At 30.2% G+C, this 12,376-nt stretch carries 12 protein-coding genes; all 12 read right to left on the reverse strand.

Annotation, left to right across the window (positions count from 1 at the left end; translation table 11 throughout):
* Positions 1 to 48 precede the first annotated feature (48 nt).
* On the reverse strand, positions 49 to 1,500 hold the full coding sequence (locus LO744_RS17460; protein WP_230671658.1) for a hypothetical protein: 1,452 nt from the start codon (positions 1,498 to 1,500) through the stop codon (positions 49 to 51).
* Positions 1,487 to 1,873: a hypothetical protein gene (locus LO744_RS17465; protein ID WP_230671660.1), complete on the reverse strand. Its 387-nt coding sequence runs from the start codon at positions 1,871 to 1,873 to the stop codon at positions 1,487 to 1,489. Before LO744_RS17465 ends, LO744_RS17460 begins: the two co-directional genes overlap by 14 nt.
* Before the next feature lie 233 nt (positions 1,874 to 2,106).
* Positions 2,107 to 2,415 (reverse strand): hypothetical protein, encoded by a 309-nt coding sequence (locus LO744_RS17470; protein ID WP_230671662.1) that lies wholly within the window; start codon positions 2,413 to 2,415, stop codon positions 2,107 to 2,109.
* A 379-nt stretch (positions 2,416 to 2,794) separates the two neighbouring features.
* The gene (locus LO744_RS17475; protein ID WP_230671664.1) at positions 2,795 to 3,445 is read right to left on the reverse strand and encodes a hypothetical protein; all 651 of its coding nucleotides are present in this window, start codon (positions 3,443 to 3,445) and stop codon (positions 2,795 to 2,797) included.
* Between the two features lie 243 nt (positions 3,446 to 3,688).
* A complete protein-coding gene (locus LO744_RS17480; RefSeq protein ID WP_230671665.1) occupies positions 3,689 to 4,402 on the reverse strand; it encodes a DUF434 domain-containing protein in 714 nt (237 codons plus the stop codon).
* Between the two features lie 573 nt (positions 4,403 to 4,975).
* Positions 4,976 to 5,761, reverse strand: coding sequence for a hypothetical protein (locus tag LO744_RS17485; RefSeq protein ID WP_230671667.1), 786 nt, complete (start codon positions 5,759 to 5,761; stop codon positions 4,976 to 4,978).
* Between the two features lie 9 nt (positions 5,762 to 5,770).
* Entirely contained in the window at positions 5,771 to 6,466 is a 696-nt protein-coding gene (locus tag LO744_RS17490; protein WP_230671669.1) for a hypothetical protein, read from the reverse strand.
* Positions 6,467 to 6,603: 137 nt separating this feature from the next.
* Positions 6,604 to 7,359, reverse strand: a complete 756-nt coding sequence (locus tag LO744_RS17495) for a hypothetical protein (RefSeq protein ID WP_230671671.1) — start codon at positions 7,357 to 7,359, stop codon at positions 6,604 to 6,606.
* Between the two features lie 19 nt (positions 7,360 to 7,378).
* Entirely contained in the window at positions 7,379 to 8,053 is a 675-nt protein-coding gene (locus LO744_RS17500) for a hypothetical protein (protein WP_230671673.1), read from the reverse strand.
* An 11-nt stretch (positions 8,054 to 8,064) separates the two neighbouring features.
* Complete coding sequence (locus LO744_RS17505; RefSeq protein WP_230671675.1) at positions 8,065 to 10,797, reverse strand: OmpA family protein; 2,733 nt, start codon at positions 10,795 to 10,797, stop codon at positions 8,065 to 8,067.
* A gap of 3 nt (positions 10,798 to 10,800) precedes the next feature.
* Entirely contained in the window at positions 10,801 to 11,316 is a 516-nt protein-coding gene (locus LO744_RS17510; RefSeq protein ID WP_230671677.1) for a DUF4280 domain-containing protein, read from the reverse strand.
* Between the two features lie 2 nt (positions 11,317 to 11,318).
* A complete protein-coding gene (locus LO744_RS17515; protein WP_230671679.1) occupies positions 11,319 to 12,374 on the reverse strand; it encodes a hypothetical protein in 1,056 nt (351 codons plus the stop codon).
* Positions 12,375 to 12,376: the final 2 nt, after the last annotated feature.

Genomic DNA, 12,376 nt, shown 5'->3' on the forward strand with positions numbered 1-12,376 from the left:
AAATATCTCGTTACATGTGCTCTGTTTATTGAGCTTTTAAAGGCTTTTTCAGAATAAAAACTCCTCATATTTCATAGGCTCGACTTCGTCCCACAGCTTTTCAATTTTATTTAAAATTTCAGTAAAAAACGGAGTTTCATACCTCTCCCATTCTCTTTCATATTCATGGGTAATAAAATTCCCAAAATGATGATGTCGCAGTTTTAAAACTGACACCAATTTACTGATAGGATAGCTCGGGAAATGAAAAATCTCATAGAAAGGAAGTTTACAAATAATAAATTTATTCTTGGTAACATATAGATTATCATTGACTTTAAAATAAATGTTTTTTGCTTTATATTCAAATCCTTCATTTTTGTCATACAAATAATGTTCTATTTCTTTTAACGAAGGAAACGTATAATCTTTGTAATTTGATTTTACTCGTTCATCTCCCCATTTTCCAAGATATTCTAAAGTATTAAAATTAGTTTCATGAGAATATAATACCTTTCCGTTAATCCTTTTTAAATGCCTGAAATCATAGACAGCTCCCATATTCATTAATAAATCTCCTACTTCTGTAAGATTCGGACTGTTTGTTTTAAAAACACAAAAACGATTTTTTACTTTCTCAAGCTTATCCAAGTAACAGGTTTCAAAACCATAATTATTAAAACTTCCGTTTATTTCTTTCAACTCAGAAAGCTTTGCCCCGCAGTTATGTTTGATTATTATATTCCCTGATTTTTCCATGGCTTGAAAAACCGCATACGAAGATATATTCAAGTCAATAACTCCATTTATTTCTTTAAGCTGAGGAAAAGATAATTTTGTTTTGATAAGTTTCAAATTTCCTTTCATTTTTTTCAGCACCGGAAAATCGTGACTGAACTGAGCTTCTAATTCATCACGGCTTTCTATTTTCAGTAAACCATGAATAAATTCCAGATTCGGAAAGGATATATTTTTACCATAAATATTAACTTCACCCTGAATCTCGTGATGTGGAATAATAATGTCGTCTCCAAAGATATCTATATTGAAAATTCCTTTTTCTGAAAGACTTTCCACTTCATACTGATGATTGACAGGTATTACTGTTTTTATTTTCGTCAACGCTTTGTTACATACTGTAACTAAAGCATTTTTCACAGATAGATTACCACTGATTGTTATCGGATTTTTAAAGTTGAAATCTACTATACATTTAAAATTTCCCTCCACTTTTTCAAGCTGATTCAATATTGCTGTACAGTGCAACGTAAGGTTTCCGCCGACTTTTTCGAGTTTTGGAAACTCTCCATTTTCTGCATCAACGGAAAGGTTTCCTTCTATACTAATAAGATTTGGAAAAGTGCAACCCCTTCCTCGTAAAAGTAAGTCCCCTTCAATGACTTCGAAATCAAAAGTCGTATTACTGGCATAAATTTCTATTGATGCATTATCATCAATTATCTCCGACAAATCTTTTTCAGAGAATATTTTATACTGTTTTATATAATTAGTCGTATGCATTTTCTATCGCCTGTGTGATCGGATTATATTCCTGCTGAATATATTTTATGAAATATTCGCTTTCTATGTAAAGCGTTTCATGTTCATTATGTGTTATAAAACTGTTTTCTGAAATAAATAATGTTTCTGTTGTTCCTCTTTTATCCAACACTTTATAGTTCACAGCCTTTAAAACATGTGGATTTCCTGTTCTCTCAAGAAAATATTCTTTTTTCTCCTTATCCGTTACAGTATTTTTTTCTTCTTTAAAAAGAATAATATCTTGCTGTACTTTGCATTCTTCTCCCACAGAAATTCTTTCATGCTCTTTTAGAGATAAGAAAACCTGAGGTTTCTTTATAATTTTGAAAAAATTTAATATTTTTCTTAACATGACATCATATTTATTATGTATAACCGTTTTCACTAATATTCGATATTTTAACGCAAAGGCAAACAAAGAATATTAAAATTTGACTGTTTTAAAGTTAAACAAAGGCGTAAACTTAGCAAAGAAATACAAAAAGATATAGAATATGAGAAATTGCGGACAAGCATTTATTTAAAACAAAAGAAGGTCGGGATTGAACCAACAACTTATTCATGATAGAATACCATTTTTCCAAATTAAACTACTTCTTTTATTTTTTGGGAGTACAGCGGGATATCATTTTTCTCATCATCATAAAAATCAGAAACTCCAACCAAAGCTTTTTTCATCAAAACAGACTCAGAATTGATCTCCAAATCATGGCTTTTCATTTCAGAATAATTTTCCTGACGGTTTTGCTTTTTGGCATTCTTATGAATTTTCGTAATTAATCCGGAGAACGTTTTATTATCGGGATTAAGAAATGGCTCATCTTTCAAGGCATTCAGAACCTTGAGGCATGACTCCCATTCGTTTTGCGAAAAATTTTCATTAGAAAAATCCATTACTTTTATTTTATGTTGACAAAATTAACTGCCTAATACGCAATCTTTTTACGTAGTATTTTTTTATTTAAATTCTGTATGATTAGCTTTTGATTTTTTTCAATGAATTTTTATACAATACTCTCATATTTAGCAGATTAAAAAAGAGAAATCAATCTGCTAAATCTGAGAGATAAATTATTTTATGTATATCCGTTTTCACTAATATTCGATATTTTAACGCAAAGGCAAACAAAGAATATTAAAATTTGACTGTTTTAAAGTTAAACAAAGGCATAAACTTAGCAAAGAAATACAAAAAAATATAGAATATGATAAATTGCGGACAAGCATAATTATTTTCATTTAAATTCAAACAAGCACTAAAATAAATTTAAAATCATTCATAAATAAAAACCTCCAAAAACCCGATTAATTTTTTTCCGCCGTGGCTCCAGCGAATTCCATGACCGTTTTTTTCTCTGACTTCAAAAACCAATTCGTGTTTGTAATGAAAAAAAACATTCCACCAGGTTTTATTGTCTAAAATAAAATTAATTTTCTCCATCACCATTTGCTGTTTTTGCTGATTATTTCCTTTTACTTCGCCCCAAAATTGGTCTTCCATTCTTCCGGCATGCTTTTCCCAAGCTCTTTGCGCAATGGTAATTTCATGATTAAAAGGTTTTTCACAAGCTTCAATCAACAAACTTTTCAAAGGTGGAATTGCTTTTTCGTCTCGTAAACTTGCTGATGTCAATCTTTGACCTAAAATATTCAGCCAATGTTCAAAAGGAATTTCTTCCAGTTGTTTTATTTTAATTTTATCTGATTGTTCCGATTCTAAAATATGGGTAAATAAATTAAAACTATGATTGCGATCAATTTGTATTTCTTCATTAAAAAAAGGCAAATTCCAATCTAAAGTCTGCACTTTAAACGTACAGATATTTTCATCTAAACTTTGCAGATGTTCTTTCGCTAAAATTGCCTGATATTTTTCTTTCCAATTGTCCGAAAATAGTGGAAGAAATTCTTCTAATGATTTCATTTTATGTATATCCGTTTTCACTAATATTCGATATTTTAACGCAAAGGCAAACAAAGAATATTAAAATTTGACTGTTTTAAAGTTAAACAAAGGGCATAAACTTAGCAAAGAAATACAAAAAGATATAGAATATGAGAAATTGCGGACAAGCATTTCATTTTCTTTTAAAATACTAATAGCACAAATATTACAATAAATTATTGGTGTTTTTTAGTGTGAACATTTGTGTAATTTGTGTTTAAGTTAAAGCATTTTTACGAGATTAATTGATAATTTTTCTTCGCGAATCAAATACTTAACAAGATTAAACCAATTTTTACAATAATCCAAAATCCAGGCATCAGAAGAAACAATGATTTCTGTATTTTCAACTAAGAATTTATCCGGATTAAATTCTAACTCAACATTCCAATTGAGATTATTTTCTTTAGCAAAATCCAGAATAATTTCTTTAATTCTTCCACTGTTTGAAACAGGTTTATCAAAAATCCAAACTAATTGTTCTGCCTGAGACTTGTAAAAAAACAAAGCAATTAATTCAATTACTTTTTGAGTTTGGTTGACTCTTTTATAAGTTCCATGTACACCGGAAAGGTCACGAAAACAGCCATCACTTCCTTCAAAAACATAAGCTTCAGAAAGTAAACTTTCCAGTAAAATCAACACATTAAAACCATCAAGATAAACCGTTTTATCTTTTAAATCTATAATTTGAAGTTCTTTATTTTTTCTGTTTTGAATCTGATTTTCTGAAGCAGAAGCACCACGTAGGGCCTGAATTTGACGGGCTTTTAATCGATAATGATTCCCAACCAGTTCTGAAGAAGCTTTTTCCGCATAATTTCGACTCAATAAATAGTGCATATCCTGAATTGCTAATTTCAGTTTATCAATCTGCTTTTGTGAAGAAAATAATGTATCATCACCAGTATTTTTCCCACGGTTTCTGTTGTTCATACTCAAAAATATAGTTTTTGGAGCAAATTGCTCTATTTTAATTTAAAATTACGTGTTTATGCAATCGATTACTTAAAATTAGCTTTTCGAGCTTCTTTTGGGGGAAAGTCTTTTTTTATAATCAAAATAATTTAAGTTTAACACCCAATAGTACAAAGTAAAGAGCCACAGAAAAAATGGATGCCGCTTTCGAATTTTTCACAAAACTAAGCGTTCCTTACTGCTGTTTCCATGATTATGATTTGATTGACGAGGCAGATAATTTCACAGAATCTAAAAAAGGTTAGAATTTATCACCGATTACGCTAAAGAAAAACAAGCCGCTTCTGGCGTAAAAAGTGCTCTATCAAAATGTAGGCATAGAATTTAAATAAAAAATTTGAAACCTTAAAAGGCTTTATGAATATAGAATTTGAAGTTTCAAAAAGTGATAAAAAAGAAGTAAAAATTCCTGTAAACGTTACTATTCAAGATAAAGTTTCAGAGTAAATTTTCAACTTTTCATGTAAAGAAGGATGATACATACTGCATTTATAAAGATCATACCCACTGCAATGTATGAAGAAAAAGCTTTTAAATAGCTTCAAATTTATTTTTCCCATTTGGAATATGAAACATAAGTTCGAGCATAAGCTCTTCACCTGTATTTGGATTAAATAGGAAAAAAGCAGGCTCTCCATTAAGTTTGTTATATGTCGCCAGTTTTCCATTACCATATATTTTCAGAACTTTATCATCACTAAGAGGCATAGGCAAAAAGCCGTTTTGAGAATCTGTTATCAAACTATTTATTCTTGCATTTGTATCAGCAACACTCAAATACATTGCAGTTGTCATATTTTTTTCACGATTTTTTATAATTTCAAACAAAGAATCATATTGTTTATTTGCAAAACAATCGTTTATTTTTTTATAGATTAAATCTAATTTCCCGGTGATTACAGGTATATTATTTTTTAAATCTAAAGATAAATCTCTACTATTTTCCAATGAGGTCATTTCATAAGGAATATCCGCTTCAAGAAAAGCTGAATGTTTAAAATTCGATACGTTTTGACTGATTTGTATTTTATTAGTTACACAATCTTTAACATAAGAGAAACTTTCACCCTCAACATCAAACAATTTTATGATATATTCAAATTTAGTTTTATCATCAATTGAACTTTGTCCAGAAACAGGAAATAAGTTAATCACTATATTTTGTATTCCTGATTTAAAAATTCCAAAATTTATCGGGACGTTAGGAGACATTTGCCCTTCTGTTTCAAGCGAGATAATGGGAATGTCATTAATCAGCACTTCAAATCTGCAATTGATTGCTGTAAAGTCTATTGTATAGTAAGGTTGATTAGTCATTTTTAAGAATTATTTGTTATAAAACATATCAAAACTTCTATATGATACCCATTCTTTATATTTTGATGATAATTTGTCTAACACATATATTTTCAATTTTCCATCATTTTTAGAATGATTGATTGTATTGATGAAAAAATAAGTGATTTTATTTTTAGTATCTTCCCAAACTTCTTTGGTCTCCTCTATGTGATCTGTCTTTGGCTCGCCGTTTTCGTCAAGAAAAATAGGTCTTTCTTTGGTATTGACATTTTTTTCAACAAATGCAGGTTTAGAACCTATAGTTTTTGTGATTGAACTAACGATTTTATCACTGTCTTTATGATTAATTAATTCCATTTCATAACACCAAATTTTCTTATTTTCTTTAAGATAAAAAAGTGAAATATTATCTGAATCTGATATTGCGTTTCCTGCTATTGACAGGTTTAATTTTTTGTTTCTCGGAAATTGAAATTCTTCATAATCACCTGAAATATTGTATTCATCTAAAGCATTATCATTAGTGGTCAAATCTATTGCTTTTAATACGTCTTCTATATTCGAACCAAATTTCAATTCTTTGAAATCTAATTTTGAGTTATTATTTTTTGCAATATTATTATTCGACACTCCTATTTTTGAATTTGGCTTTACAGTAGTTTTTTCCTGACAGTTTATTAAAACAAAGCTCAAAATGATTTGACTTAAAATGATTTTTTTCATATAATAAATTCTTAGTTTAATTTTTTCTTAGATTTGGCTAAATTCTTAGATTTAAAATTAGTTTTCATAAAAGAAATTATTATATATAAACATATTTTTTTTATAAAGTAGCTTAATCCAATTAAGACATCCACAAATTAAATCACCATCAACTCACCATTTTCTTCAGGCATATAGAATGCAATTTGCAATATTATTTCTTCATCACTTTCATCATTATCTAAATATAGAGCTGAATAACCGTCAGAACGTTTTAATGATCCTAATTTCCCTTCAGACGACAAATCTAAGATAACAGTATCAGATAACGGCATTGCTTTGAAACCATTTTTAATATCATCTATTATCTTTTCCATTCTATTATTAATATCACTTTCGTCCAAATACATACTCGTAGCATTGTTAATTTCCCGTTTTTTATAGATATCAATAAATTCATCATATCTACCGGCATTTATTAAATCAACGATTTTAGTATATTCGGTAACGAATAGTTTTTTAACGTCAAAATTGGCATCATTTAAATTAATTCCATTTTGCCATGCTTCTAGTTTATAAGGTACCTCAGCTTCAAAAATGCTTTTATGAGCAATAATCGGAATACCTGTTTTAATTGGAGGAGTATAATTATTTTCTAATGTTTCCAATAACTTAAACTGATTGTTACTAACATCATATTTTAAAACTTTATACCTGATATAGCTGTCTTTTTCTAATTCCTTTTTTCTCTTCACTGGGTATCCAATAACTTCCACAGACTGACTTCCACTTTCTAAAATACCCATATTAATAGGTATTTCGGTTGACATCTGACCATCAACATTTAATGAAAAAACTTCTACATCATTTATTTTTACGACTAGATGGCACATGTAAGTACCAATATCTAGCATATAATAATGTTTCATGGTATTAATCTTGAATTTGCGACTTAAAAATTTCTAGAATATCAAATGCTTTCGGATTAGATTTCAGTAATGCATCTACTTTTTCCTGAGTATTTCTCGGATTTTTTTCGTCTGGTTTGGCAGAGAGCCCATCCTTCAGTATGATAATTCTCGTCTGATGTAAAATAGCTTCTCCTCCATTTAAAGAGGTATGCCCATCTTCAGCATTTTTTTTGAAAAGAACAATTTGATTCGTTGATTTATTTTGCCACAAATAATCAATAACTATATTTTTATCATCTTTATATTCATATTTTTTCAATGGTTTTCCATATCTCTTTTTTAATATCTCAAAAAAATCATTTCCCAGCTTTTCATCAATGATTTCTAATTCAAATCCCAAATACTTATTTTCTTTGTAAGAATCAACAACAATATTCAATATATTTGAATAAGTAGCTCCTTCATTTTTAAATTTAATACTGTCATCTTTTAAAGATATTCCGAAGAGTTTAAATTTATTAATTTTTTTTACCCTATAAATCCCTTCTAAAGGAACGTAAAGACTAAAATCTTTTTCTAAATTATCAACAAAAGCTATTTTTTCATTATATTTTAAAGTTTCTAAATCTGTTCGACCATTACAAGATGTGATGATGAACAACCCTATTAATAGAATTAAGTTTTTTATTTTTTTCATTTTCTTATTTTTTATTTATCATTTTTAATTAGAGGTATATTTGCATTTATACCAAATAGCTTTTCAAGTTCTTTAACAACGTCAAAAGGAGGAATAACATTAGGATAATTACCCTCAGCAAGAGTATATTTTTCATTATCCTCTACTGCATGTTTATCTTTTACAATTTTGATTGCCAACCCAGCACTCACTTCTACCAAATACTTTGCATTCAAGCCATCAAAACCTAATATTGGTCTATAATATAGACCACCTTTATCATCAGCATAGTTAATCGTGTGACCAAAAGTAATAGAAGCATCTCCAGATGCAGAAGCTTCAAAATAAGCTGAAACCGTTAGTACAACAACAGACAATTCTCCTCTTATTTTAACTCCAACTTTCAATTCTACTTTTAATCTACTACTTCCTTCTACTTTTAGTTTGGAATCTTTTATTTCTTCTTCAGTATTAAATATTAAATGAGTATCTAGATTAATTGTCTGAGTAACAACCAAATCCATATAAATATCTATATTAGCTTTAAAAGCTACATCATCGTTACCAAATTTAACGCCTTTTTTTAATTTTCCTTGAATACGTTTATAAAGTTCTGTTACTCCAGGTCCTGCTCCTACAATTTGACTTCCGACAAAAACTGCAGTTCCTAATAAATCTATGGTTACTTCTAGACCTATCAACGGTTTTGCAATTAGATGTAGATCTACGTGGGTTCCCAAAACCTGATTATTATTTTTCGGATGTGCTAAATACCAGTCTCCTGTAAAATTTATATTGGGAGGCTTTACGGCAAATGTCATAGGAATACCTGTAGGGGAGCAGCCTTTGGTTTGGCTTGTTATTCCGTCAGCAATTGCGCCAATAGAAGAAAAAATTTCATATAGCTTTTTTATTTTGGTTTCATATTCATATTTAAATTCATTTTCTCTTCGATCATTGTCCCATTTTGCTTTCAGACTAAAACCTAATGAAGCATCTTTTTGTTTCCATCTTTTTTCTGCTCCCATTTTTCCCGCCTTTTTTTGCCATTCTTTGTGTTCATGTGGATCTAAATTCTGCCACTTTACGCCAAGATCGTTTGTCAGATTAAAAAACAATTCTAAAGTCCATTTCACATCAGGGTAGGTTTTGACAATAACTGTAGGAATATTTTTATTGGCAAAGTAGGTGCAAGAATGAATATGTATATTTGTTTTATTAGGGGTTGTAGAAGCAGGCCAAATATACTGTATCGGAAATGCGTTGAATACTGACAAATCAGAATATACTTCATACTGTTTACTTGGAACCGGGAATGATTCTACTTTCTCATTCCCATTCTTAACCTGTCCTATATCTGTGATTATTATATTTTTTTCGTGAGAGCCAATACACCCCTTATTTTCAAAATTATTTACCTGTATATTGATTTTTTTCTTATTTGTAGAATCATAGGGCGGAGCAATCACTTCGTAGATTAATGATAACTCATCATGATCGATTACCGAGAATCTGATTTTTGCTCTTCGGTTTTCCTCATGCTGTTTTTCAGTAAGATCAGTGCCTTTATAAATTAACTGATTTTCGCCTAGTCCATGTGGAAGAAATTTTGTACTACTCAGACCTTGTTGTTTCAAATACTGAGCTACCGCTTCTGATCTATTTTGAGAAAGTCGTAAATTAAAATCTCCCGGACCTCTTTCATCAGCATGACCTTCTATAATTACATTAGAATGCTTGTTATTTTTGAGCTTACTTGCTATAACATCCAACGTTTTTCTGTCATCTGCTCGAATATTATTTTTATTAAAATCAAAATGAATAGTCTCTACTATTTCATTATAAGATGTATGGGCTTTTCTTTTTAATTTTGTTTTTCCTTCTTCAAAAATAGAAATATTCTTATCATCAGTAATAACAATTTGTTTGAATTTACACAATCCTACACCTTGATGATTTTTCTCGGTGCTACCAACCAAAATAGTCGATTGATTTGATGGTTTTGTTTTATTAACGACTTTAAGTTCATTTTTAATATTCAAATATTTACCATGCTCTGTAACTCCATCTTTATCTCGTAAATAACCACCGTTTTTTCTTTTAATTTTTACATAGAATTCTTCATTATCCTGAATAAATTTAATAGAAGATTTCCATTCTGATGTATTAGGAATTTTAAGATTGATTTGACCGTCAGTTACTGTTACATTATATAACGTTCTCATTTTATAATTTCCGTTCCACATTTCATTATAAACCTCAACAACAACTACTTCTCCATTGATTCCTTCTGTATCTGCGTGAAAGTGTATTTCTTCACCGTAACAAAATCCAAAGTTATTATCTTCAGTATTTTTCACATTTTTTCCGCCTCTTGTTCGGCTCCATATACTTGAAATAATTAACGGAGGGCAATTTGCTAAAAGAACAAGTCCTGTGAACTGAATGTCAGGTTTCCCCGTCATACTAGCTTCTACATAATATGGATAACCGCATAGACGTTTCGGTATTTTATATGAAAAATATTTGTCGGTCATATACTGAATTCGGTCTATTATTTTTTTTCTGTCTTTATCAAGAACCATCCAATATAAATGCCCTTTTTTTTGAGCTTCAGTAGTATCCGCATGCCACTCTTTTATATAAAAATGTGCTTTTTTATTAGCAGGAACGATTACCCATTTATCAGCACTCACTCTCGAATTAGAATTATTCGCTTCATTGGGTTGAGGTACAAACTTTATTTTCTTTATTCCTTTTGACATGTTTTACAATTTTAAGGATTCTTCTTGCTCAGTCTGTCCCGCTTCAAGACCTTCATGTGTAGGTTGTTCTTCAAACATTTCCTCAGAATCTACCAACGGATTTATCTGCTGCTGTACATCCTGATCTGCATTTTTAAAATTCTGCTTGCTCGCTTCTGCTCTTTGTCCGTGGTCTAAAATTTCTATACATGGAGTTCCAGCAATAGCACAAACAGCTTTGCTGTCTTCCAAAATAATATATCCGCCATTGCTAAGTTGTACTTTGTCATAGAAATTCTGCCATTCGGTGACCATAATTTTACACGGCGGTGGCGGACTTCCCATTTTCATGCAACTTCCGAATGTATTTTTTTCAAATGTTGCAGCTCCAATTTCTTTTGTGGTGACAATCAGTTTTTTGGCTGCACTTTTATCGTTGGCATACTCTTTTTGATGAGTAAGCACTTTAAGGTTATCCGGAGCTTGCCCAAATTGACATTTGCACATGGCTCCTTGTACTACGATGTGTTTTTCTGCCATGATTACAATTCTTTATTTGAAATTACAATTCTCGATAAATAGTCGTTCCCGAATTCTAACTGAACGAATTTAGAATCCATTTTAAAAGTAACAACCGTCAAAGCTTTTGAAATATTTTCGTCAACCCCAACTGTCGTTTGATACAATTGGGCTTTATATCTTGCAAATTTATTTTTACATTCTAAAGGCGAACTGTCATTAAAAACCAAACCATAAGGCAATCCCGAAACAGCATCGTTTCCGAAATATTGGATGGCATAATATTCTTTACCATCGTTCATGTTTGCATAAATCATATTGAAACTTTCGAAATCCCAATTTGAATATTTTCCGTTTTTGCAGGTTTCACATTCCATTTCACTTGAATCTGTTTTCAGAAGTTTGGTGATCTGATCTGAGTTGGTCGGAAGACTGATAAATTGTTTTTTTGCGAAAAGATTTTGAAGATATTTTGAAACCATTTTATTTTGTAACTGTTTAGCTTGAATTTCTGTAATCTGAGCATCAGCCTGAGCAGCCATCATCGCTTCTGTTTCAGCATCAATTGAAGAATCGTCTACAGCCACCAATCCTTCAGACAAATTTTTGATTTTTGCATTTAAAAGAAATTCTTTCACTTCTTTTTCCAATTTCCCGGTTGATTTGGTCAACTTTACATCAACTTCTTTTTTAGACCAACTGTCAGGATTGATTTCTTCTAAAAATACAGTCACTTTCGTACTTTTTGCAGACACTTTTTTCAACGAAACATTCCAAATTGCTTTTTGGATGAATTGTTTTGGTTTTGCACCTTTTTTTAAAGCTAAATTTAAATATGGGTTTTTCTCATTTGCATCAAATTTCAAATCATATAAATCGACGGTTGTTGAAAACTCTTGATCTCCTGCAGCGGCCGCTTTCGGTTCGTCTTTCGTAAAATCATTTTTAAAATCAAAAATGGTATTTTGCAATTCCTCAATATTCTTTGGAACCGTAAATTCTACTTTCTGTCCGAAATTTAGACCGAAAATCAAAATGAACAGTGTTAAAAAAAGTTTATCATTAAATATTTTTTTCATTG

Source organism: Chryseobacterium turcicum (assembly GCF_021010565.1).
Lineage (GTDB): Bacteria > Bacteroidota > Bacteroidia > Flavobacteriales > Weeksellaceae > Chryseobacterium > Chryseobacterium turcicum.

What these genes read in the sequence shown, in the direction of transcription:
- LO744_RS17495 (WP_230671671.1), bottom strand. Translation starts at nt 7,359, where the DNA reads ATGCTAGATATTGGTACTTACATGTGCCATCTAGTCGTAAAAATAAAT.
- LO744_RS17465 (WP_230671660.1), bottom strand. Translation starts at nt 1,873, where the DNA reads ATGTTAAGAAAAATATTAAATTTTTTCAAAATTATAAAGAAACCTCAG.
- LO744_RS17485 (WP_230671667.1), bottom strand. Translation starts at nt 5,761, where the DNA reads ATGACTAATCAACCTTACTATACAATAGACTTTACAGCAATCAATTGC.
- LO744_RS17500 (WP_230671673.1), bottom strand. Translation starts at nt 8,053, where the DNA reads ATGAAAAAAATAAAAAACTTAATTCTATTAATAGGGTTGTTCATCATC.
- LO744_RS17460 (WP_230671658.1), bottom strand. Translation starts at nt 1,500, where the DNA reads ATGCATACGACTAATTATATAAAACAGTATAAAATATTCTCTGAAAAA.
- LO744_RS17505 (WP_230671675.1), bottom strand. Translation starts at nt 10,797, where the DNA reads ATGTCAAAAGGAATAAAGAAAATAAAGTTTGTACCTCAACCCAATGAA.
- LO744_RS17510 (WP_230671677.1), bottom strand. Translation starts at nt 11,316, where the DNA reads ATGGCAGAAAAACACATCGTAGTACAAGGAGCCATGTGCAAATGTCAA.
- LO744_RS17490 (WP_230671669.1), bottom strand. Translation starts at nt 6,466, where the DNA reads ATGAAAAAAATCATTTTAAGTCAAATCATTTTGAGCTTTGTTTTAATA.
- LO744_RS17470 (WP_230671662.1), bottom strand. Translation starts at nt 2,415, where the DNA reads ATGGATTTTTCTAATGAAAATTTTTCGCAAAACGAATGGGAGTCATGC.
- LO744_RS17480 (WP_230671665.1), bottom strand. Translation starts at nt 4,402, where the DNA reads ATGAACAACAGAAACCGTGGGAAAAATACTGGTGATGATACATTATTT.
- LO744_RS17515 (WP_230671679.1), bottom strand. Translation starts at nt 12,374, where the DNA reads ATGAAAAAAATATTTAATGATAAACTTTTTTTAACACTGTTCATTTTG.
- LO744_RS17475 (WP_230671664.1), bottom strand. Translation starts at nt 3,445, where the DNA reads ATGAAATCATTAGAAGAATTTCTTCCACTATTTTCGGACAATTGGAAA.